Consider the following 22,431-nt stretch of genomic DNA (forward strand, 5'->3'; position numbering starts at 1 on the left):
TACCATTAGTCTACCATTTATTTTACCGCCCTATGTTCGAGCATTATTCGGCTCCAATTACGCGTTTGGTTATAATTGGGACTTTGTTTTTACAAATAGGTATTATATAGGTCTCTATATGACTCGATCTTCAAAATCACTGATTCTGGCTGCTGACGGGGGTGGAACACGCTGTCGCCTTGCCCTTTGCGACGGGGAAACGCGCCACAAGGTCGAGGTTGGCGCGGCTAATGTGTCTACTGATTTTGACGCCGCCCTCGGTGAATTGCAGCGGGGACTGGAGGCTCTGGTATCTCAGTCCGACCGCTCTGTTGATGACATCATGCACGCGCCAACCTATCTGGGCCTGGCCGGGATCACGGGGGATGCGATCGCGCAAAAACTGGCGTCGGCTTTGCCTTGCCGCCACGTGCGTATCGAAGATGACCGCGGCGCCGCCTTGCGCGGGGCACTAGGTCCGGCAGACGGGTTTGTTGCGCATTGCGGAACGGGGTCGTTCATCGCGACTCAACAGGCTGGCACAGTCCGATTGGCCGGAGGGTGGGGGCCGGTGCTGGGTGATCAGGCCTCGGCGCAATGGATCGGAAAACGCGCGCTGTCCAAGGCTTTGGATCATGTCGATGGCGTAAGTACATCTTCGCAGCTGGCGCAGGATTTACTATCTCACCACGGGGGCGCACCGGGGTTGGTCAAAGCAGCGGCTCAGATGACGCCAACCGAATTCGGCGCAATCGCCCCTCAGGTGACGGAACTGGCCAGCCACAAGGATGCGCTTGCGGTCGCACTTTTACAGGACGGCGCCGATTATCTGGCAGGCATGATGAGAAAGATGGGCTGGCGCCCGGGTCTGCCAGTTTGTCTGACCGGGGGCATCGGACCGCACTATGCATCCTATCTGCCTCAGGACATGCAAGCCGCGCTGACCCAGCCTTTGGGCGATCCATTGTCTGGCGCATTGGCTTTGGCGCGTGCCTTTCAGGAGGAGATCGAACATGAATGTAGCTGATTTCCTAAGACCCGAAGGATGGCTGGGCCAAAACGCAGGCCCGCGCTATGTGCAGCTACGCCAACGATTGGAACAAGGTATTCAGGATGGTATCCTAGCGCCTAACAGTTCACTTCCGCCCGAACGAGAGATTGCTGAACTGACCGACCTATCGCGCGTGACCGTGCGCAAGGCCATTCAGGAGCTGGTGCGTAAAGGTGCGGTTGAACAGCGGCAAGGTTCGGGCTCATTCGTGCGCGAACCCGTTGCGCGGGTCGAACAGTCCCTGTCTCATCTGACTTCTTTCACCGAAGACATGGAAAGGCGCGGCCTCAAGACCACCTCGACCTGGCTAGAGCGCGGGATTTTCCTGCCATCGCCGGAGGAGATGATGGCTCTGGGTCTATCAACCAATGAACAGGTTGCCCGCATCCACCGTCTGCGTGCTGCAGGGGGGCGACCGATGGCTCTGGAACGGGCAGCGCTGCCGCTGGATATCCTGCCGAACCCAACCGAAGTGACCGGGTCGCTGTATGCAGTTCTCGAACAAACCGGGTTTCGACCGGTGCGCGCGATCCAGAAAATCTCGGCTATCAACCTCGAAGCGCCCGAGGCTGAACTTCTCGATGTTGCCGAAGGCACCGCCGGGCTTCGGATTCAACGTACCTCTTATCTGGAAAGCGGGCGGGTCGCTGAATTGACTCGCTCAATCTATCGCGGCGACGCCTACGACTTTGTAGCCGAATTGCGCCTGTCTAATTGAAAGCCTGGGATCATGTCTGACAAAACCACTCAAATGCGACGGGAAATCAACGAGATACCCGACGCCGTTGATCGCCTTCTGACCGAAGGCGCAAGCCGGATTGCACAATCGGCTGACGAAATCCGGGCCCGTGATCCACGGTTCCTGATCTCAGTCGCGCGGGGGTCTTCGGATCACGCCTGTAGCTATCTGAAATACGCATCCGAGCTGCTGTTGGGCTTGCCCATGGCCTCGGTCGGGCCATCGGTCAAATCGATCTACGGCGTCGATATGCGTTGCGAGGATTCAGTTTGCATTGCGGTCTCACAATCCGGGCAAAGCCCCGACATCGTACAGCTCACACAATCCGTGACATCCGGCGGTGCCTATTCGGTCGCCATCACCAACAACACGGCCTCCGCTCTGGCCGAAGCGTCCACCGCGACGCTACCGATCCATGCGGGTCCCGAGCTGAGTGTTGCTGCAACCAAGACATTCGTCACTTCTTTGGTCGCAGGCCTGTGGCTGATCGCGCAGGTGAAACGCGATGAGCCATTGTTGCGCGCCATTCATGGCCTGCCGGACAGCCTGTCAGCGGCGATTGCATGTGATTGGAGCGCGGTAGCTGATGCGGTGGATGGCCGTTCGCTGTTTACGCTGGGGCGCGGCCTGTCGCTGGCGATCTCGAACGAAGCTGCTTTGAAATTCAAAGAGACCTGCCAGATTCACGCTGAAAGCTATTCGGCAGCCGAAGTTCTGCATGGCCCTGTTTCCATTGTCGATCAGGGCTTTCCGGTGCTGGCCTTTTCCTCAGGGGATGCGGCTGAATCCAATCTGGCAGAGGTTGCGGATAAGCTTGCCGCTAAAGGGGCGGAAGTTTTCGCCACCACCAGCCGCGTAAAGCAAGCAACGGTGCTTCCGCATGTCAGAACTTCGCATTGGATGACTGACCCGATCCCCACAATTGCGTCTTTCTATGGAATGGTCGAAAGCGTGGCCACCCGGCGTGGGGTCGACCCCGATATGCCACGCCACCTGAAGAAAGTTACGGAAACGGTATGACCGACGCTTCGATCACCTTTTCAGGCGGCCCGATCTTCGACGGAAGCGACCTGCATGTCGGTTACGCTGCGCGGTTCCGCAACGGTGTGTTGGACGCATTGATCCCCGAGGCGCACGCCACCGAAGACCAAATCGAGGATTTGGCAGGGCGCATCCTTAGCCCCGGTTATGTGGATCTGCAGGTCAATGGCGGTGACGGTGTCATGTTCAACGACGATCCATCCGTTGACACACTCAGCCGGATCGCAAAGGCGCATCGTGGATTGGGCGCGACCCGTATCCTGCCTACCCTGATCACGGATACGGCCCAGAAAACGCGGGCTGCAATTGAGGCCGCAATCAAAGCCGTTCAGGCGGGTGTTCCGGGTATCGCTGGCCTGCATCTGGAAGGCCCGCATCTGTCGGAACGGCGCAAAGGGGCGCATGACGCAGCCCTGATCCGCCCGATGGAGCAAACTGATCTTGAAGCCATCGTTTATGCGGCAGGACATTTGCCCGCTTTGGTGGTTACGGTTGCCCCAGAAACGACAACGCCTGAACAAGTCAAGGCACTGGCGCAGGCTGGCGTGATTGTCTCGCTCGGCCACAGCGATGCGTCCTTTGACACCAGCATGGCCTATGCCCAATCGGGCGCGCGCTGTGCCACACATCTGTTCAACGCGATGAGCCAACTTGGCAACCGAGAGCCAGGCCTGGTCGGTGCCGCCCTGGCCAGTGGAGCGATGTCAGCGGGGTTAATTGCGGATGGCGTGCATGTTCATCCCGAAACCATGCGCGCCGCCTGGGCTGCCAAGCAGGGGCCGGGCTGTATTTTTCTTGTCAGCGACGCGATGGCTGTTGCAGGGACAGATCTGACAGAATTCCAGTTGGAAGGCCGCCCGATTCAGCGCAGAGATGGCAGGCTGACCTTGCAGGATGGAACTCTGGCCGGGGCCGACCTTTGTCTGACGCAAGCGGTGAAGGTTCTAACTGAACAGGTCGATATCCCATTGCCACAGGCTTTGGCCGCAGCCACCAGCGTGCCGCATCAGTTCATTTCGAAGCAGGGCGACAGGATGTCGATGGACCTATCACACATGATCCTGATCGCGCCGGATTTGTCAGCGGCCCAGCCGGTTCTGGCCTGATCGACCCTTTCAGGGGTCGATCGCCGACCGACTATCAGCCTGCTACCGCACCATCGTGAGCTTATTCCAATCGGAATAATCCGGGGTGCCTTCGCCCTTGATCTCACCCGCGTATCCGAACTCAACCATATGGGTCATCGTTGTGGTCTCGGTTGCAAAGATCACCGCGTAGCTTTCCGGCAGGTCCGAAGACGACAGAAAACGCGTCGCCGAGAAATCAGCCCATCCGGCGTGATTGGTGCCTCGGGGGGCCGAGAAAGGCACACCCAGCAGGGACCCCGTCAGCGGCAAATGGCAATGCCCGTGGAATATGTGCCTGATTTTAGCCGTATGCGGCGCGATCGTTTCAGCAAACAAATCTGCATCCAGCAACATGATCTCATCCATCGGTGCAACTTCGATTGGAACCGGATTGTGATGCATGAAAATCCAGACCGGACCGGGCAAGGTTGCCAACTGACGAGAGAGCCAATCCGCACGTTTCGCGCAGAAATGACCTGCATGCGTGTTTGGGCCCCAGGTGTCCAATAGCACCGCGTGGCCCAGGCTCAACGGGACAGTGCGATGCACAAACCCGCCTTCCCCTTCCAGTTCAGGGAAACAGCGTAGAAAGGTCGAACGGTCGTCATGGTTGCCGATCAACAGCTCGACCGGAAGTGGGATGCTTCCTATCCGTTCCTTGAGCAAGGCATAATCAGCGGCTTCGCCCCAATCGGACAGATCACCCGTGATAAACAGCGCCTCTGCATCGCTGTGGCTTTGCATCGCGTGATCCAGCGCTTTGTTCAGATTGGCCAATGGATCGCGGCCGCTGATGGTATCGCCCGGCGTTGTCAGGTGGATATCGGTGAACTGAAGCAGCTTCATAGTTGGCGCCTTTTAAGTGATATTGTAAAAAGAATTGGCCCGCGCCAGCCTATGGCGCGGGCCTTGAGTTTTAGGACCCGGAGGGCAGCAGATCCTGCACTTCTTCAGTCAGGTCTTGCTGCAACTCTTCCATGTCATCATATTCGCCGGTCACGATGCCTTCGATCCCGTCATAGATGACCTGCGTTGCGGCCAGACCGTTGTCGCCCGGATAGGCCTGCCATTCACGCAGCAGGGGCAGCTGACGTACAGCTGTCGCCTTGGCCGGGTTCTCGGCGTAGAAATCGGCCAGAATGATCTCATTGGCGGCCTGGTTCGGTGGCATGTAACCGGTGGTCCGCGCCACATCGGCGGCACCTTCACCCGATGTGATGAATTTCAGCCATTTCCAAGCGGCTTCCAGCTGGGCTGGGTCTTCAGATGTCGACACCAGCAGGGCCGAGTTTCCGCCCGCGGGCAAACCCATTGGCCCCTCGGCTGTGAAACCCGGATACTCGTTCGTTACCAGAGTGAAATCACCCATCGCGCGCTCAACCGCGCCAACGGCTGATGTGGACCAGTACATCATGCCAATCTCACCGGCCGAGAAAGAAGCTAACGCGCCTTTCCATTCCAGGTTCTGCATTTCGCAGCCCTGAAACAGGTCTTTCATCGTGTTCAAGGCTTGCAGGCCTTCGGGTTCGTCCAGAGTGAAGTCGGTGCCCATGACGGTGGGTTTGTCCTGGCTCCACATCATGGCTTGCAGGAACCAGTTGCCGGTGATGTTCCAGCCCCAGAACATGGGGTTTTCGACACCGGCTTCTTTCAGGCGGCCACAGGCTTCGATCACTTCGGCCCAGGTTGTGGGCAGGTTGGTTTCGTCATAGCCAGCCTTGGCCATGGTCTCCATGTTGTAGTAGCCAACCGGCAGCGAGATCGAGAAGGGCAGGCCGTAGACATCTTCGTTGAAAGTGCCAAGGTCCAGCATCGCCTTGTGATAGCCGTCTTTGGCAAAGTCGGCCTCTTGCGCGATGAAAGGCTCTAGCGATTTTGCGATGCCTTTTTCCACCAGGATCGCCTGACGGTTCAGGCCTTGCATGGTCACGTCTGGCAGCGTGCCGGCAACGGCTTCGCGCAGGATCGTGTTGGTGCCGTCTTCATAGCTTTCGTAAGTAGCCCGCATCTTGATTTCGATGTTCGGGTTTTCAGCATAGAATTTCGGCAGGATTTTTTCGTAAGTGACGTCAAAGAGATGGCTATAGGGATAGGCGAACTCGACGACGATCTTGTCTTCAGCGGTGGCTGCCCCTGCGGCAAGTACCAAAGCCATTGCAGTTGTGAGGGTTTTCATTACTCTCTCCAGTTGAACTGAGGGGTCTGACGGTTTGGCGATTGGCAGCCCCTGGTGGGTATCCCGATTTGGGATGTCGTGGTGGGGCGGGAATTTCCCGCCCTACTTCATTCCGGATAGTGTTATCCCTTCGATAAAGCGGCGCTGCGCCAGTAGGAAAACAACGATCAGCGGGGTTACGATAATGCAGGCCGTGGCCATCATCGGGCCAAAGTTGTCGCCATCCGCATCCCCCTTGAATTCTCGCAGGCCCAGCGGTGGCGTGAACAGCTCGCGATTGCCGGTGATTACGATGCGGGGCCAGAAATAATCATTCCAATGCGCGACAACCGAAAAGATGCCAAAGGCCAACAGGGCCGGGATGGCCGTAGGCAGCATGACGTTCCACACGATGGAATATTCGCTCATCCCGTCCATCCGGGCGGCATCGATCAGATCGTCCGGAACGGTCATAAAGAACTGGCGCATCAGAAAGATCCCGAAGACCGAGATGGTCCAGGGCACAATCAGCGCCGCATAGGTGTTCGTCAGTCCCACCTTGGCCAGCATGATGTACAGCGGCAAGGCGATTGCGTGCACAGGGATCAGAAGGCAGAACAGCACCAGCGCAAACACCGCCTCGCGCCCCCAGAACCGTAGCTTGGCCAAAGCATAGGCGCAGGGCAGGGCGACGATAACCTGGATCAGAAAGATCGACAGGGTCACGAAGATTCCATTGGCCAAATAGCGCAGCAAAGGCGCTTTGGCGAAAGCGGTTGTGTAGTTGTAGATGGTTGGATTGACCATGCAATCCGCCGCAGCATTGCCAAGCTTGACGCAGAAATCATCCCGGAACGGTTGCTGGCTACCTAAGAAACCACCCAGGTTCTGCATGATCTCATGCGGCGCTTTGAACGAGTAGCTGACCATCACGTAGAAGGGCAGCAAGACAACGATTGCACCCAGGATCAGGATGACATGTTTGATCGTCTCGGCGGTGGAAAACCGAAACCCGATCTCGGGTAAGGCGGTGGTGGGGGTGGAAGTTGTATCAGACATAATGGGTCCTCCGGTCCACCAGCCAGCGCTGCACCAGCGTCAGGAACATGACAAAAGCCAGGAACACCACGGTGATGGCAGCGCCGATCCCCATCAGGTTTTGCTGGATCGCTTTTTCGTAGATCGCGAACATCATCACATAGACCGATTTCGACGGCCCACCGCCTTGCGGATAGAACGCCTCGACAGTGTCAAAGACCTGAAAGGATCGGATGAATGAGATTGTGACGACAAACACTGTTGTGGGGCCCAGCATCGGCCAGGTCACCAGTCGGAAACGCTCCCACCCAGTGGGTGCGCCATCCATTTCGGCCGCGTCATAAAGCGATGGCGGGATCGAGCTGAGCCCGGCCAGATACAAGACCATGTTAAAGCCGAACCCCTGCCAAACGCCGATGAACGCAACCGTCCAGATCGCATAATCCCGATCAGTCAGCCAAAGCGGGAAGGTCTTGGCGCAGCCTTGCGCGTACCAGCCCCAGGCCTCAAGCCAGGTGCCGCATCCTTTTTCCAGCGTGGCATTCACAATGCCGATGGTCGGGTGCAGGGCAAATTCCCACACGATGGCCATGGCGATCAGCGCGGCCATGACCGGCAGAAAGTAGATCGTCTTATAGAGGTTCCCAAAGCGGGTGAGCGAATGGATTAGGAGAGCTGCACCCAATCCCAGCAGGACTGTCAGTGGTACAACAACAAAGACGTATCGGAACGTAGCCCCGAACATCTTTTCATAGCTACGCCGGGTGAAGATTTTCTCGAAATTCTCCCATCCAACATAGTCCATGCCTGCATTGCCCAACGAGTAATTGGTAACGCTCAGCACACCCGCGATGCCGATAGGCACAATCAGGATCACGATCATCAAGATCAATGCCGGGGCGATGAACCAAAGATAAGCGCGCGAACCGGGCATCAGGCGACCTCGAGCATTGTCTGCTCGGGCAGCCGCGCACCGCTGCCGTCAAACATCATGATTTTGTCCCGGATCGCAGAAAACCGGAAGGTTTTCCCAATCTCAGCCCGCGTGTCCGGAGCGGCCCGCACCACGATCTTTTGCTCTAGCTCGTTGACACCCAGATGGATGAACAGATCAGAGCCTAAGTTTTCCCGATGGGTCACGACCCCAGAGAACGCGCCTGCGGGATCAATGCTCAGGTGCTCAGGCCGGATACCCAATGTGACGGGACCTGCCTGGGCGTTGGTGCCCAACAAACTGACATCCAGTACCCGCAATGTACCGGCGCCGTCGATCTCGGCGGGCATGGTATTGATTGCGGGTGATCCGACAAAGCGGGCAACGGCCAAAGACTGTGGATTGCGGTAGATATCATCCGGTTTGCCAAGCTGCAGAATATGACCATCCATCATGACAGCCATCCGATCCGACATGGTCAGTGCCTCGGCCTGATCATGGGTGACATAGACAAAGGTTGTTTTCAGACGGCGGTGCAGATCGGACAGTTCAGCCCGCATGTGAACTCGCAAGGCTGCGTCCAGATTGGACAGTGGTTCATCCATCAAAAAGGCAACCGGATTGCGTACCATGGCCCGGCCCAAAGCCGCACGCTGACGCTGACCACCTGACAACTGGCCCGGTTTGCGATCCAACAGGTTTTGGATCTGCAAAGTCTCGGCCGTTTCATCGACCTTGGCCCGAAGCCTGCGGTAAGCCGAGCGGGCAATCAAGGGACCCAGCACAGGCAATCGCCCGGCTGTCCCGATGTCCCGCAGTTTGAGCGGGGTCATCATGTTTTCCGCAACCGTCAAATGCGGATAGAGCGCATAAGACTGGAACACCATCGCCAGATTGCGGCTGGCCGGGCGCATCCGGGTCACGTCCTGCCTGTCAATCATCACCTGGCCCGCCGTCGGAGCTTCGAGCCCTGCAAGAATGCGGAGCAAGGTGGATTTACCGCAGCCGGACGGGCCTACAAGGGTCAGGAACTCACCCTCTTCGATTTCCAGATCGACACCCTTAAGCACAGGTGTTGGCCCGAATGTTTTCTGAATACCTTGAAGACTGATTTGACCCATAGCGCGGCTACCCCAACTGACCGCGCGCAGATTAAGAAGTTCATGTCTCGATTCTGTGACGACATATAAGTGTTGCTTATGCAGGCTAAACTGCGCGGCGACATGAACATAAATCCGTATCAGTTCAAAGCCTTCGCCTATGTCGTGCGAGAAGGCAGCCTGACCAACGCGGCGCGCGCGCTGGGTGTGTCGCAATCCGCTGTTTCACAGCATATTGCCAAGCTTGAGGCACATGTGGGTGCACGTCTGCTGGTGCGGGCTCGCGATGGGATCGAGTTAACCGCAACAGGGCAAGAGTTCTTTGATCTCGCCGACAGGTTTGCGACGCTGCACACGATCATAGAAGAAAAGGTTCAGGGCTTTTCGGAACTGGAACGCGGCCATCTGAAGATAATCGCAAACGCTCCGCAACCAGCATTGGGTTTGATCGCCCGCTTCGCCGACACATACCCCAATGTCGATATCGACTTTGCGCTATGCGATTGGAGCAGCGCCATTGAGTTGCTACAGAAACGCAAGGTGGATTTTGGCGTCATCACCGAACCTACAATCAGCACGGAGTGGTATCTTCAACCGCTCTGCACATCTCGCTTTGTGCTATATGTAAGGGAAACGCATGACTGGTCGCGGCGCAAAGTGCTAAGCCTCACCCAGATCGTGGATGAAACGCTTTTGTTACCAGAAAGCGGATCGCTAACGCAAAGGGTCGTAACCAGGGCGTTGGACAAACTGCAACTGGCACCGCGCCGGATTGTCAAAACCACCACATTTCCGGTGATGAAAGAGGCGATCATGGCCGGATTGGGCGTTGGCATCTTTCTGGAAAACAGCGCAGGGTCCGAGGCCGGGCTGACTCAGGTCCCGATCCGGGAGTTGGAGAAGTACTACGAAACCAGTCTGGTCGTGCCACGTCATAGAATGGATTTGAAACTGGTGCGAAGTTTCTGTCAGGTTTCCGAAGATCAGCCTTGACCATTTTCAAGCCAAAACCGGTCTTCCCGGTTCAGGTGTTCGTCCATGATGGCGTCGTAAGCGGCAAGTTCCTGATCCGATAGTTGGCCATGCCATTTACCGCTGGAACCGCTGTGAAAAAACTCTGTATCTGACTTGAAGAAGCCTTTTCCCCCGCTGGGGGCATACCGTTCGGCATTCTCTTTCATATGGTCGAATGTCGCGGTTGCCATGAGCCGTTGCATCACCGGCTTTGAATGAGGCGTATTCAGAAGTTCTGAAAGCTGCGCGAACACGCCTGCTAAATCGCGTTTCATATCAGAATAGTGAAACAAAGAGACATTTGGCCGATCAGACATGGCCTTTGCCGCTTTGTAGTGTTGCAGGATATGCGCAAGCGGCATGGCGTCTGTATCAAACCCTTCGGCACCACCATCCAGAAACCGGCGGAAAGTGGTGCCGTCGTCATCATGTTCAGGATACCAGTGATCGAACCACGGTATGGGAATGTTCCGAATGTGATTCCGGAATGAAAAATGCGCGTCCAGCGGATGCCGGAACACGCAGATATAATGCGCGTGATCATCCAGCGGCAGGCCATCCAGTGGAGTATGGCTTTTCATACTGCGGCGGCAGGTCATTGCCTCAAGCCGTGCGGCAATCCCGGGCATTTCGCGCAGGCGGATGTCGACCCAGGGCATCTTGATCGACAGCTCTGTTTCGACTTCGGGATCGCCCGAAAGCAACAAGGCCACGATGGTCTGCATCCAGGTTGTGCCGCATTTCGGGGGTGTCACAACAAACACATCATCAGGTCGAATACTGACCATATCCCAGCGCCTGTTGTCTGTCAGGGGACCAAGATAAAGCTTTCGATGCGTCAAGACTGCTACCTCCGCCTAATGACTTTGCTCAAAGAACCGATCTTGCGTCCCATACCGGTGCGATCAAATGAAGTGCACCAAGTCTAGAAGCGCCGATAGGTCCCGGCAACACGTTCGTGGTTTGGACCCGCCAAGGCAACCAAACACAAGTCATGACCTAGATGTTTTTCATCAACAGCAGAACATCACCAGTATAGTAAGGCGGGCAGGGGTGCAGACGCACGGGTTCGCGCGCCACCAGCGTATATCCCAGCCTGTCATACAGTCGAACCGCGCCCGTGTTCTGGGCGTATACCTGAATGCTCATCTTGCTGAATCCTTGGATCTTCGCTTGGTCTTCGGCTGCGGCCATCAGCTGCGTCCCGATGCTCTGGTTTCGTCCTTGAGGGAAAACCGCCAGCGCGTTGATGAACCAGGTATCGACCGATAGCTTTTCAAGCGCTACAAACGGCGCAATCGGGGCAGGTAGGTCGTCTGGGTTGTCGGTTGGCGCCTCGGCAATCGCGTAGCTAAGAACCATACCTTGGGCCTGTCCCCCACGCTCCGCAACCAGCGCATTTGTATAGGAAAAGCCGCCGGTTTTGCGTTTTGCACGTTCAATACCAACTTCTAGCGGTGTTTGCCCTTCGATGCAGGAACGGGTCCACAGCCAATTAGGGATACCTTCGCCCGCAAGGTTGATCAACTTGGCGAGGTGTTCCGCATCAGAAACATCCGCTTGGCGGATAAGGGTTTGATTTTGAATATTCATCTTAGCGCTCTTTGTGAAACAATAGATTAAATCGGGCCGGCATTTGGCCCAATCGTTCTTTTTGGCGGGACTAGGTCGATGGGCTCAGGCCGTCGTCAAAGATCGGGCCAACGGGCACGCCCGAGTCCCATTCCAGATGATCCGTTTTATCAATCTGGTCAGTGCCATAGCTGGCATGATCCGGCGCCGATGTGGGATCAGGCGTGCGGTCTTCAAACACATAGGTCGCACTCAGCCCCCAAAAATCGTTGAAACCAAGCGTTGTCTGGATCAACCCACCATTGATGTCGGCGAATTCACCTGTTGCGCCAGTCACAGGCCGCAGGTTTGGCTGCCCTATATCCGCGATCTCGGTGCCTTGGGTCACGACCGTTGCGCCGTCGTCGAAGGCAAAGGTTTGGCGACTTATGATCCAGACTCCGGTGGTGGCATTGCCACCTTCGCCAACGAAATACCCGTCACATGTCCAAGTGCCCAGAACCAGATCTGGAAAGGCAGGGCTGCCATCTTCAAGAACACCAACAGTGCCTTCGGCAAGCGTGCCCGCAGGATAGATATAGCCCTGGCTGACAAAGGCATTGCCATGTGCAGGCATGCCGTTTTCGTGCAAAGGCGCGGTTGCCATATGGATACGTGTGTGATCCTCGGCCACGTCAAAGGCCAAAGGCGCTTCGGCCTTGGCATAGGTGGCCAGCGACAGCATCAGCGCGGTCGAGGTTAGAAATGTCTTAAACATTGGTTTTCCTTTCAGAGATGTAGATTTGAGAAAGCTCAGGCCGCAGGACGCGATGGATCATGCCCCGCAATGCAACCAACATGCCGGTGGTCGGTGCCACAGCAGCCGCCCAAAACCCGAATGTTCGGAAGGTGCGCCAAGAGATCCGTGCTCAGTTGGCCCAGTTCGACCGGATCGCCATCGTCGAGAACCTCTGCCGCGTCGAGCTCCGCGTGACTTTGACGAGAGGCATTGGCGCGAACACCGCCGATCCGAAGGGCCCAGTCTGCACCCGCATCGAGCACGTCGCGAAAATGGTCCGGATGCGCGCAATTAATCATGTAGTAAAGCGGGCCCTTGTTGGTGGCCGCATCCACCTCGGCAATCGCGTCTTGCAGCCTTTGTCCGGATGGCAGCCGGCCATCCGTTTCCAGCGTAAACGCGATGACGACAGGTAGATCGATTTCCTTTGCAGCTTGCACGATCCCGATGGCCTCAGCGGCGTGGGTCAAAGTCATCGCGCTGATCATGTCGACCCCGGCCTTGCCCAAAACCTGAATCTGAGGCGCGTGGATCAGCAGCGCCTCTTGCGCCGAAATCTCGGTATCTGGCGCATAAGCATCGCCTGCTGGCCCAACTAAGCCGTTGATCAGAATGGGGCAACTCTCGGTCTCGTGCCGCGCGCGCAGGTTGGATACGAAGGAAACCGCGCGGGTATTTGTATCCATCACCTGTTTCAGCGTCTGACCCAGCGGTCCGGCCCATGCGGTTCCTGCACGCCAGGTTGGCGCATCCAGAATGAATCCGCGCCCAGTTGATTTCGCAATATCGATGAAACGGGTGAAATATGCGGCCAGATCCGCACGCCCCTGTTCTGTATCCAACAATACGGCAGCAGAAAAACAGGGCAGGTCATAGCCTTTGTCGAAAATCAAAAAAGTCTCCAACCCTCCATCTGAAAGGAAGAAGCGTTGCGTGTCTTTGAAAGCGTTCAGTCGCATCGAAGCAATCCTTGTCCGTTGATGCGAAAGTGGTACTCTTGAACCCGACCGGGCCGATAGTTGCCGCGTGGTTCGGTTGCAGTGGCTAATTTTTTGCTGTCATTTCAGGCAGTAACCCAAAATGTGACCGCCAGGCCAAGCTTGAAGGTCCAGTGAACTGGACTCGCAGTACAGTAGGGAGGGGCGCAATGGATCAAAAACTGGACACCCGCAGCCGAATCCTCGACATTGCTGAGGCTTCGGTGCTGGAAAAGGGGTTCGAGGCGACCTCGATCGAAGAAATCGTTGCCGGTGCAGAGATCTCGCGCGGTGGGTTTTTCTATCACTTCAAGGATAAGAACGCTTTGGCGCGGGCCATGTTGGAGCGCTATATCGAAGTCGAGAACAAGCTTTATGATGATCTGTTCGCCCGCGCGCGCGAGTTGAACGACGACCCGCTGCATTGCATGCTTATCGGTCTGAAACTCTTGGCGGAGATGCTGGAAGAAATGCCAACCGGTCACCCTGGATGCGTTATTGCATCAACCGCCTATCAGGATCGGTTGTTCGATGAGGGCGTGCGCGAGCTAAACCGTCAGGCCATCCTTGGCTGGCGCAAACGATTCCGCGGGATGTTCGAAGAGATTGCCGAGATTTACGAGCCGCGCGAAGCCGTCAATATGGATGCGCTTGGCGATATGGTCTCTGGCGTGGTCGAGGGTGGGCTTGTGCTGCAACGGGCCTTGCGAGAACACAACAACGCCTCGGAACAAATCATGCTGTTCAGAACTTATCTGAAGCTGCTGTTTGCTCCCAAATAGTGCAGAGGCTAGAGCGCCCAACCTCCGCTCTGCACCATTTGCTCATCCCAGAATTGCTTCGACCTTAGCCAGTGTTGCCGCGTTCACCGCAACACCCTCGGTCTGAGCGACGATACGTTTTGAACCACGACCGTCCCCGGGCAGATGCGCTCCTTCCTGCGACCGTATCGCCTCGATCAGGTTGGAAATCCCGGCATCAAACGCGCCACCTGCGGTTGCGACAGGATCAATCGCTATAAAGAACTGACCGGTTTTTGGCGGGCCACCTGCGGTTCCTGAAAACGGCGAGGCGTTGATGCCCAGCGTGGCCCCTGTCATCGCGGCGGCCAAAAGCTCGACCATCAGCGCGACGCCAACGCCTTTGTAGCCGCCCGAAGGCGCCATGGAGCCCTTTAAGCCCACTTCTGGATCGGTGGTCGGATTGCCGTCAGCGTCTAGCGCCCAACCAACCGGGATCGGCTTGCCTTCGCGCGCGTGTTTCATCACCTCGCTTTTGGCGATGGTGCTGGCGCTTTGGTCGATCAACAGCGCAGGCTGGCCATCGGGACCCGGTGCCGCAATTGAGAACGGGTTGGTGCCGACAACAGGTTTTGAGCCTCCCGACGGCGCAATTGACGCCGGGGCGTTGGTAAAGCCCAAGCCAACCAGACCGGCTTGAGCCAGACGATGCGTATGATAGCCCAGAACACCGCAGTTATAGCTGTTTCGGATGGCCAGGACCGCGACGCCCTGTTCGCGGGCAGCAGGGATCAGCGCCTCGAACCCCGTGTCGATCGCGGAATGCGCAAAGCCGGTGGCGGCGTCTACGGCCACAACACTGGGTTTCGGGCGTGACAATACGGGCTTCGCCATCCCATCGACCTTCCCACATTGCACATGTTCGCAATAGATCGGGATATAGGCCAGCCCGTGGCTGGCGACGCCATCCGCTTCGGTCGCTGCCGTGGCTTGCGCCAGCGGGCGGGCATTTGCCTCGGAGGTCCCGGCTGCCACAAGGGCGCGGAACGACAGGTCTTCGATTTCTGCGAGGGTCAGGGTGTGAGTTTCGGTCACGTGTATCTCTCTTTAGTCATTGTCGGAAAGCCCGGCACCGGCCCCCAGCAAACGGGATTCCTCGGTCGCTGGGGCATAAGTGCGGTGGGCGAAGGTAAGTAGCGTCTCCCAATCCTTTTGGGTCGGAACAGCGCGCGTATGCGGATCGCGGTGTGAAACCGGTTCTGTGCTGCGTTGAACCATAACGCGTTGTGCCGGGGCCGCAGGCATGTCGAGTGCCGATAGAGCAGCGCCATCTGTGATGGAGTGGACCCGATCAATCTCAACCGCGATCACACAATTCAGCGCTCGTGCGGCATAAGACGCAAAAGGCAATATCAAGGCAGGGGCTGCAAGATCATGAATCTCAATCGGGCCTTCGTCCAACATGTGAACACAGTCTGAAAGCAAGGGACCGACTGAAAGCGGACAGAGGGCTGCGTCGCCTGCCCAAACACCCTCGATTTGCTTAGGGCGGTGTAAATCGGGATTGGATGCGTAGCCAAGGCTCAACAACGTTGCCAGCGTTCCGGCCCCATCCAAGCCTTTTTCACAAAGCCATCTTGTTGCTTTGGCCGCTTCCTCGGCTTGGCCCCAAGAATATCCCGCACCACGGGTGGCGCGTTTGGCAGTCGCCTCCATCTCGTTCAATGAAAAGTTCATGCGGGTTCCTGCGGATAAACCCATAGGTCGGCGTTCTCAGCGGTCAGTTCTTCGGGATAAGGCGCGCCGGAATACATGCAGATGCGCACCCACCGATCCGAGCGCGGATCGAAATGCGTCGCGCCAAAGAAAGACAGTTTTGCCCGCAACATATCGATGGGCAACACTGCGTTCCCGATCGTATTGTCGCGGATTTCCCCATACGGTGTGGAACGCGCCAGTTGCGCGCGACGGATCGTGTGGCGGTGTTCGGGGTGGCGCAGCAAAAACTCGGCAATGGTCTGGCTGTCATCCCAATCGTTCAGCGCTCCATAAGCCGCAGCGGCATCGCGCGCTGGGGCAAGGGGTTGTTCATACGCCTCGATAGGTTCTTCGAACCGTTCACCCAGTCGGGGTTCCAGCTTTTCTTCGGACACGTACCAGGCGCGGGCACAGTGTTCCCGAGCCGTCCAATCCAGATCAAGCGCCCATCCATATGTTTCTTGGATTAGACCACAGGCTTGGCCGATGGACATTCTGCCATTGATCACAAAAGCCTCGGTCCGGCTGTCCGCCATGCAGGATGTCAACCCGTCAACAAGACCCGGATAGGGTTCGAGGATAAGCGAAGCCACAAACTCCTGCCCTTCCTCACTCAGCGCGGTTTCAGACCAACTGACGAGTCGATCCCACGGACTAACGCCACTCAGGTCATCATCGTCCAGATAGGCCGCAATCGCCTTAAGATCGGCGTTCAAATGCGCGAGTTTTTTGATCTGTATCGGATGTTCAGACTGCCACCATGAAATCGACAGCTGGCTACGACGGAACAGGTTGCGGAACTGATCTACTTCGTCCCGCGTTGCTGTAGCGACCGAGCGGACACGAGCGATCGCCTCTTCCCGTGCCATGATCCAGTTGTTGAACAGAACCGGGTGGTTGACGATGAAGGGGGCCATGCCCAACCCGGTAGAATTCCCGATCCCCAGCCAACGCGCGATCTCGGGCTCCAGTTGCGCGGCCTGATCGCCGCCTTTGGCATTGGCCATATGCTGCACAAGATCACGCACAAAGGTTCGGATCAGAAACACGGACAGCATCTCAATCTGAAACGGAGCTTGCGCCTCGGGGCGGTTGGCAACCTTTTCGCGATCTGCCGCGCCGAATTTGCCCGATCCGTAGACAGCAGTTGTACGCATCAAGTAACCGACCTGATGTATCTGCGACAAATCGGGTTGCTGTCCAGCAGCCAGGGCATCCACAACATGCGCCCACAACCGGACAGACCGGTTGGCGCGGGACAGGGACAGTTCGCTCTCGCTGACACGTCCCGCCTCTTGCAAAGGTACGTTCTGTGCCAGGCGGTCGATATCGGCCTGGGTCGGGATACCATCAAAGAGCGTAAAGGTGGCGTCCCAGGCTTCGGCGATTACGCGGTCGGATCGTTGTTCCGGAGGCAGATCATGGGCAAAGGCCACCAGAGAATAGGCCCGTTCCGGCCCCTGCGCTGTATAGACGGCACGGCCAACCCCATTGGCGTCAATGTCAAAAACCGGACGTGTGAAAGACCAATTATCCTGCGCCAAACGGCGCGTCAGCTGTCGCATGAAGCTTAATCGGCATTGATGCAGCGACCCCAGCCGCGACAGGCGCATGACCGTTGCTGGGTCTCGTCTTTCGATCTGTGTCTCGGTCTGAGTTTCCATCCCATCACCCCTGAGCGACGAAGTTTTCGGCAAAGAACCGGTACCAGTTGCCTCCCATGATCCCGGCCACTTCGTCGCTATTCAAGCCGGTTGCACGCAACCCGTCCTCGATATTGCCAAAGTCACGGTTGTCGTTGAACCAGTGTGGCATCGGGGGGAAACCTGCATTGCTTGCCGACCCTTCGCCATAGTCAATTTCTTTGGTCCAGCGTCCAACGCGCATCCATTCGACCACGCTGTCGGGCTGATCCTGGCACAGGTCCGTGCCGATCCCCAAATGTTCGGCGCCGAACTTCTCAGCCGTCCGTGCGATCATTTCGCAAAAGCTTTCCAGCGTGCAGTCAGACTTGTCTTTCAGGTGATGAGGATAGACCGAAAACCCGAGCATCCCACCATTTTCTGTCACCGCACGGATCACCTCGTCACGCTTGTTGCGCAAAGCGGGTGACCATTCGTGCGGATTAGCGTGAGTGATGGCGATGGGACGTTCGGACAGGTCGGCAGCCTCGATGGTCGACCGATCCGCAGAATGGCTCATGTCGACAACAAGACCTACACGATTCATCTCTTTGATCACCTGCTTGCCCATGCGGGTAATGCCGGTGTCCTCGGCTTCATAGCAACCCGTCGCGAGCAGGGATTGGTTGTTATAGGTCAGCTGCATGAACCGCGCGCCTAGATCATGCAGGATTTCCACCAGGCCGATATCATCTTCGATGGGTGAGGGGTTCTGGAAGCCAAAGAAAACCGCCGTCCTGCCAGTTTCTCGCGCTATGTCGATATCGCTGGCCCAGCGGCCTTTCATGATCAGGTCCGGGTATTGTTCGAACCAGCGGTTCCATTTTTCAAAGTTCAGAACCGTTTCGCGAAAATTCTCATGATAGGCGATGGTGACATGGATCGCGTCCACGCCACCTTCGCGCAATTGCCGAAAGATCTTTTCCGACCAATTGGCGTATTGCAGCCCGTCGATCCGCATCACATCGGCTTTCCAGCGCTGATATAAGCGGTTTTGACCGTGGTGTAGAACTCGGCCGCTGCCTTGCCCTGCTCGCGGGGGCCATACGAGCTATCACCACGACCGCCAAAGGGCACGTGATAATCAGTGCCTGCGGTGGGCAGGTTCACGGTCACCACGCCAGTGCGCGCGTTGCGGCGGAAATGGGTGGCACGCGCCAGGTTCTGCGTGACGATGCCTGAAGTCAGTCCGAAATTGGTGTCGTTGACGGTGGCCAGTGCCTCATCATAGCTACCCACCTTGATGACCGATGTCAGCGGCGCAAACATCTCTTCCCGGTTGATGCGCATGTCGTTGGTGGTGTTCAGGAACACGCCGGGTGACATGTAATAGCCGTCATGGGGCATGTCCAAACGTTGGCCGCCACAGGCCAGTTCAGCCCCTTCGGATTTGCCCAGATCCACATAAGCCAAGTTTTCCGACAATTGCTGTTCACTGACAACAGGGCCCATCTGGGTGCCGTCTTCCAGCGCATGACCAACTTTCATCGCCTGCGTACCAGCGACCAGTTTTTCGACAAAGGCATCGTGAACGGCCGCATGAACGATCAGGCGAGAGGAGGCGGTGCATTTCTGACCGGTGCCACCAAAGGCACCACCCAGAGCCAGCGAGACGGCAAGGTCGAGATCGGCGTCATCCATCACAGCCAGAGCGTTCTTGGACCCCATCTCCATCTGCACTTTGGTCAGGTTCTGGATGGCTGCCAAGGCGATTCCTTTGCCCACCGGAACCGACCCGGTGAACGAGATGGCATTGACCTTGGGGCTTTCAACCAAGCGTTGCCCAATCGACCGGCCCGAGCCCATCACGAGGCTAAATAGACCCCTAGGGATGTCCTTACGGTTGATGATTTCGGTCAGGGCGACGGCCGAGGCCGGGGTGATGTTGGCAGGCTTCCAGACCACAGCGTTACCATAGCACAGCGCCGGGGCGATTTTCCAGGACGCGGTTGCGGTCGGGAAGTTCCAGGGGCTGATCACGGCGACGACGCCAACGGCCTCGCGGCGCACATCAATTTCGATACCCGGGCGCACGGAATCGGCGTTCTCACCAATCTGGCGCAGGCATTCGGCGGCATAGTAGGTAAAGAACTGACCGGCCCGGAATACCTCGCCCTTGCCTTCGGCGAGCGGCTTTCCTTCCTCGCGGCTAAGAAGCGTGCCCAATTCTTCGGCGTGGGCCATCAGTTCATTGCCGATATTCATCAGAACGGTCTGCTTGCGCTCCAGCCCATAGGCGGCCCATTCGGCCTGCGCTACACGCGCCTGATCCAGCGTCGCTTCCAGCTGATCAGCACTGGCCTGAGCATAATGGCCGATCACATCGGTCAGATCGGAAGGATTGCGGTTTTCGATTTCGCTTTCGCCGGCCAGCCATTCGCCGGCGATCAGGTTCAGATTGGTCACAATGGGCCCCAGGTCAAAGAAAGTTTGATGCAGAATGGACTCGGCGGGTAACATCAGTCAAACTCAAATAAATTAATCTGACTTCAGAAAAGCTGAAATATGGCCATAAAAATTGAAATGCTGCGCTGTTTCTGTGCCGTAGCGCAAACCGGCAACCTGTCCGAAGCCGCCGACAGGCTGGGGCGCACGCAATCAGCTGTTTCGATGACCCTCAAGCAATTCGAAAGCCATCTGGGCAAAAAGCTGTTTGTAGGTGAGCGCAAGAACCACCTCTCCGCGTTGGGTGAGCAGGTATTTGAGATTTCCCAGAAACAGGTGCGTCAATTCGACCAGACGGTTCAGTCGATTGAGGCCGCGGCAGATGCCTCTCACGGGCTGATCCGCATCGCCTCGGTCCCTTCGGTTGCGGCGCTCATCTTTCCGTCGGTCCTCGAACACATGACACAGCGGTTTCCGGGAGTGAAGGTTGAGTTGCGGGATACAGACACGCAACAGGTTCTGGACGCGCTATCGGAAGGCAAAGCCGATATTGGCATCGCATCGGGCTTCCACCCGCTTAAGGGCATCAACGCGATCCCCTTGTTCGAAGACCAGTTTGGTCTGGTCTGCGCCTCGGATCATCCTTTGATGGCGCAACCTGAACTGCCGACTGTTGAGGATGTGATTGCCGCCTCATTCGTTCGCAATGCACTCTGCGATCTGATCCAGACGCCAAAGTTTGTGACGGCCATTGCCGATGCCGAGGTCACAATTCACAATACACATTCGCTGATCACGATGGTTCGAACCGGCAAGTGGGTCACCATATTGCCGCAAACCGTCGCGCGCTTCATCCCGGAAACCACAGCGTTCCGCTTGCTGTCTGACCTGCCGGACAAGCGACAGGTGTATCTGTACAAAAAAGAAAAATCGCGGTTCAAACAGCTGACTAACGAATGCAGCGCTTTCATTCTAAGCCAAAAACTGGGTTAAGACGCCAATACCGAGACCCGGCATCAGGTCGCAAAAAGACAAGTCTAGACCGCATTTCATCTAAGCCATCCTCCCTCGAATCGCGCATGTTGTTTTCAAACTGACACGAGTGAGCCATGCAATATTCCGGATTTCGGATCATTAAAGAAGCGTTGACAGGGCACAAAGGCTGGCGACCAGCCTGGCGCGATCCCGAGCCCAAAAGCGAATATGACATCATCGTCGTGGGTGGCGGCGGCCACGGGTTGGCCACCGCTTACTATCTGGCCAAGGAATTCGGCGAGGCGCGGATCGCCGTGCTGGAAAAAGGCTGGATCGGCGGCGGCAACGTTGGGCGAAATACAACCATCATCCGCTCGAATTATCTGCTGGATGGGAATGAGCCTTTCTATGAATTCTCGCTGAAACTGTGGGAAGGGTTGGAACAGGATTTCAATTTCAATGCCATGGTCAGCCAGCGCGGTATTCTGAACCTTGTGCATACCGATGCGCAGGTCGATGCGGCGCGGCGGCGGGGCAATGCGATGATCCTGAACGGCTCGGATGCCGAGTTGTTGGACACCGAAGGCGTTCGCGCAATGTACCCGTTCTTGAACTTCAACAACGCGCGGTTCCCAATCAAAGGAGGCCTGCTGCATCGGCGTGGCGGCACAGTGCGCCACGACGCGGTGGCCTGGGGCTATGCGCGCGGCGCAGATATGCGCGGCGTAGATATTATTCAGAACTGTGAAGTGACCGGCTTTCGCATTGAAAACGGCAAGGTAAAGGGGGTTGAGACCTCACGCGGGTATATCGGGGCCAAGAAAGTCGGCGTGGCCGTTGCGGGCTCGTCCAGTCGGGTGATGCAGAAGGCGGGGATGCGTTTGCCCATCGAAAGCCATGTGCTGCAGGCGTTTGTGTCCGAAGGGCTGAAACCGATAATCCCGGGTGTGATCACCTATGGTGCCGGGCATTTCTACCTGAGCCAATCCGACAAGGGCGGTCTGGTCTTTGGCGGCGATATCGACATGTACAACACCTATGCACAACGCGGGAACCTTCCGGTGATCGAGCATGTCGTGGAAAGCGGCATCTCACTGATCCCGGCCCTGGGCCGGGTGCGTCTTTTGCGGGCCTGGGGCGGTGTGATGGACATGTCGATGGATGGTTCACCATTCATTGATCGCACCGGGATCGATGGGCTCTATTTCAATGGCGGCTGGTGCTATGGAGGCTTCAAGGCTACGCCAGCCTCGGGCTGGTGCTTTGCGCATTTGCTGTCGACAGACCGCCCGCATGAGGTGGCGACAGCCTATCGTCTGGATCGGTTCCGCACCGGGCACATGATTGATGAACGAGGGGCGGGCGCGCAGCCCAACCTGCATTGAG

General features: G+C 57.1%; 22 protein-coding genes. 8 read left to right on the forward strand and 14 right to left on the reverse strand.

Annotation, left to right across the window (positions count from 1 at the left end):
* Nucleotides 1-118 precede the first annotated feature (118 nt).
* From ACR0JX_RS15400 to nagA, 4 genes are read left to right on the forward strand one after another with little or no spacing between them, the layout of a single operon-like run.
* Nucleotides 119-1,006 (forward strand): glucosamine kinase nucleotide-binding domain-containing protein, encoded by an 888-nt coding sequence (locus ACR0JX_RS15400; protein ID WP_480544668.1) that lies wholly within the window; start codon nt 119-121, stop codon nt 1,004-1,006.
* Nucleotides 993-1,748 (forward strand): GntR family transcriptional regulator, encoded by a 756-nt coding sequence (locus ACR0JX_RS15405; protein ID WP_170535234.1) that lies wholly within the window; start codon nt 993-995, stop codon nt 1,746-1,748. Before ACR0JX_RS15400 ends, ACR0JX_RS15405 begins: the two co-directional genes overlap by 14 nt.
* A 12-nt stretch (nt 1,749-1,760) precedes the next feature.
* Nucleotides 1,761-2,789: an SIS domain-containing protein gene (locus ACR0JX_RS15410; RefSeq protein WP_480544669.1), complete on the forward strand. Its 1,029-nt coding sequence runs from the start codon at nt 1,761-1,763 to the stop codon at nt 2,787-2,789.
* Entirely contained in the window at nt 2,786-3,916 is a 1,131-nt protein-coding gene (gene nagA, locus ACR0JX_RS15415; RefSeq protein WP_480544670.1) for an N-acetylglucosamine-6-phosphate deacetylase, read from the forward strand. Before ACR0JX_RS15410 ends, nagA begins: the two co-directional genes overlap by 4 nt.
* 42 nt (nt 3,917-3,958) lie before the next feature.
* Here nagA and ACR0JX_RS15420 read toward each other — a convergent pair whose 3' ends face one another.
* The 5 genes from ACR0JX_RS15420 to ACR0JX_RS15440 form a co-directional block, all read right to left on the reverse strand.
* Complete coding sequence (locus ACR0JX_RS15420; RefSeq protein WP_480544671.1) at nt 3,959-4,783, reverse strand: metallophosphoesterase; 825 nt, start codon at nt 4,781-4,783, stop codon at nt 3,959-3,961.
* Between the two features lie 70 nt (nt 4,784-4,853).
* On the reverse strand, nt 4,854-6,113 hold the full coding sequence (locus ACR0JX_RS15425) for an extracellular solute-binding protein (RefSeq protein WP_480544672.1): 1,260 nt from the start codon (nt 6,111-6,113) through the stop codon (nt 4,854-4,856).
* Nucleotides 6,114-6,215: 102 nt separating this feature from the next.
* The gene (locus ACR0JX_RS15430) at nt 6,216-7,151 is read right to left on the reverse strand and encodes a carbohydrate ABC transporter permease (protein ID WP_480544674.1); all 936 of its coding nucleotides are present in this window, start codon (nt 7,149-7,151) and stop codon (nt 6,216-6,218) included.
* Nucleotides 7,144-8,064 (reverse strand): carbohydrate ABC transporter permease, encoded by a 921-nt coding sequence (locus ACR0JX_RS15435; protein ID WP_480544675.1) that lies wholly within the window; start codon nt 8,062-8,064, stop codon nt 7,144-7,146. The genes ACR0JX_RS15430 and ACR0JX_RS15435 overlap by 8 nt, the downstream gene beginning before the upstream one ends.
* Entirely contained in the window at nt 8,064-9,185 is a 1,122-nt protein-coding gene (locus tag ACR0JX_RS15440; protein WP_480544676.1) for an ABC transporter ATP-binding protein, read from the reverse strand. The genes ACR0JX_RS15435 and ACR0JX_RS15440 overlap by 1 nt, the downstream gene beginning before the upstream one ends.
* Before the next feature lie 78 nt (nt 9,186-9,263).
* On the opposite strand from ACR0JX_RS15440, the gene ACR0JX_RS15445 reads away from it, so the two are divergent.
* A complete protein-coding gene (locus ACR0JX_RS15445; RefSeq protein WP_480544677.1) occupies nt 9,264-10,157 on the forward strand; it encodes a LysR family transcriptional regulator in 894 nt (297 codons plus the stop codon).
* Here the strand turns inward: ACR0JX_RS15445 and ACR0JX_RS15450 are convergent.
* From ACR0JX_RS15450 to ACR0JX_RS15465, 4 genes are all read right to left on the reverse strand, one after another.
* Entirely contained in the window at nt 10,148-10,966 is an 819-nt protein-coding gene (locus tag ACR0JX_RS15450; protein ID WP_480544678.1) for a sulfotransferase domain-containing protein, read from the reverse strand. The two genes, ACR0JX_RS15445 and ACR0JX_RS15450, sit on opposite strands and share 10 nt — an antisense overlap.
* Nucleotides 10,967-11,177: 211 nt before the next feature.
* Nucleotides 11,178-11,771, reverse strand: a complete 594-nt coding sequence (locus ACR0JX_RS15455) for a GNAT family N-acetyltransferase (RefSeq protein WP_480544679.1) — start codon at nt 11,769-11,771, stop codon at nt 11,178-11,180.
* 70 nt (nt 11,772-11,841) lie between these two features.
* A complete protein-coding gene (locus ACR0JX_RS15460; protein ID WP_480544681.1) occupies nt 11,842-12,507 on the reverse strand; it encodes a hypothetical protein in 666 nt (221 codons plus the stop codon).
* Nucleotides 12,508-12,542: 35 nt separating this feature from the next.
* Entirely contained in the window at nt 12,543-13,487 is a 945-nt protein-coding gene (locus ACR0JX_RS15465) for a homocysteine S-methyltransferase family protein (protein ID WP_480544682.1), read from the reverse strand.
* A gap of 188 nt (nt 13,488-13,675) precedes the next feature.
* Between ACR0JX_RS15465 and ACR0JX_RS15470 the strand changes: the two genes are divergently transcribed.
* Complete coding sequence (locus ACR0JX_RS15470; protein WP_353010028.1) at nt 13,676-14,287, forward strand: TetR/AcrR family transcriptional regulator; 612 nt, start codon at nt 13,676-13,678, stop codon at nt 14,285-14,287.
* A 42-nt stretch (nt 14,288-14,329) separates the two neighbouring features.
* Here the strand turns inward: ACR0JX_RS15470 and ACR0JX_RS15475 are convergent, their stop codons facing one another.
* Genes ACR0JX_RS15475 through ACR0JX_RS15495 form a run of 5 tightly spaced genes read right to left on the reverse strand, consistent with a single transcriptional unit; the run spans nt 14,330 to nt 20,145 of the window.
* Nucleotides 14,330-15,340, reverse strand: coding sequence for an Ldh family oxidoreductase (locus ACR0JX_RS15475; RefSeq protein WP_480544683.1), 1,011 nt, complete (start codon nt 15,338-15,340; stop codon nt 14,330-14,332).
* 12 nt (nt 15,341-15,352) lie between these two features.
* Nucleotides 15,353-15,982 carry a DUF3726 domain-containing protein gene (locus ACR0JX_RS15480; RefSeq protein ID WP_480544684.1) on the reverse strand — a complete coding sequence of 210 codons (630 nt, stop codon included), beginning with the start codon at nt 15,980-15,982 and terminating at the stop codon, nt 15,353-15,355.
* Nucleotides 15,979-17,667 (reverse strand): hypothetical protein, encoded by a 1,689-nt coding sequence (locus ACR0JX_RS15485; protein WP_480544685.1) that lies wholly within the window; start codon nt 17,665-17,667, stop codon nt 15,979-15,981. Before ACR0JX_RS15485 ends, ACR0JX_RS15480 begins: the two co-directional genes overlap by 4 nt.
* 4 nt (nt 17,668-17,671) lie before the next feature.
* On the reverse strand, nt 17,672-18,646 hold the full coding sequence (locus ACR0JX_RS15490) for a membrane dipeptidase (protein WP_480544778.1): 975 nt from the start codon (nt 18,644-18,646) through the stop codon (nt 17,672-17,674).
* On the reverse strand, nt 18,646-20,145 hold the full coding sequence (locus tag ACR0JX_RS15495; protein ID WP_480544686.1) for an aldehyde dehydrogenase family protein: 1,500 nt from the start codon (nt 20,143-20,145) through the stop codon (nt 18,646-18,648). Before ACR0JX_RS15495 ends, ACR0JX_RS15490 begins: the two co-directional genes overlap by 1 nt.
* A gap of 45 nt (nt 20,146-20,190) precedes the next feature.
* Between ACR0JX_RS15495 and ACR0JX_RS15500 the strand changes: the two genes are divergently transcribed.
* Together ACR0JX_RS15500 and ACR0JX_RS15505 are read left to right on the forward strand one after the other, a co-directional pair.
* The gene (locus ACR0JX_RS15500) at nt 20,191-21,063 is read left to right on the forward strand and encodes a LysR family transcriptional regulator (RefSeq protein ID WP_480544687.1); all 873 of its coding nucleotides are present in this window, start codon (nt 20,191-20,193) and stop codon (nt 21,061-21,063) included.
* Nucleotides 21,064-21,179: 116 nt separating this feature from the next.
* On the forward strand, nt 21,180-22,430 hold the full coding sequence (locus tag ACR0JX_RS15505; RefSeq protein ID WP_480544688.1) for a sarcosine oxidase subunit beta family protein: 1,251 nt from the start codon (nt 21,180-21,182) through the stop codon (nt 22,428-22,430).
* The last annotated feature ends 1 nt before the right edge of the window (nt 22,431 follow it).

The sequence above is a fragment of the Ruegeria sp. AH7 genome (assembly GCF_056541325.1).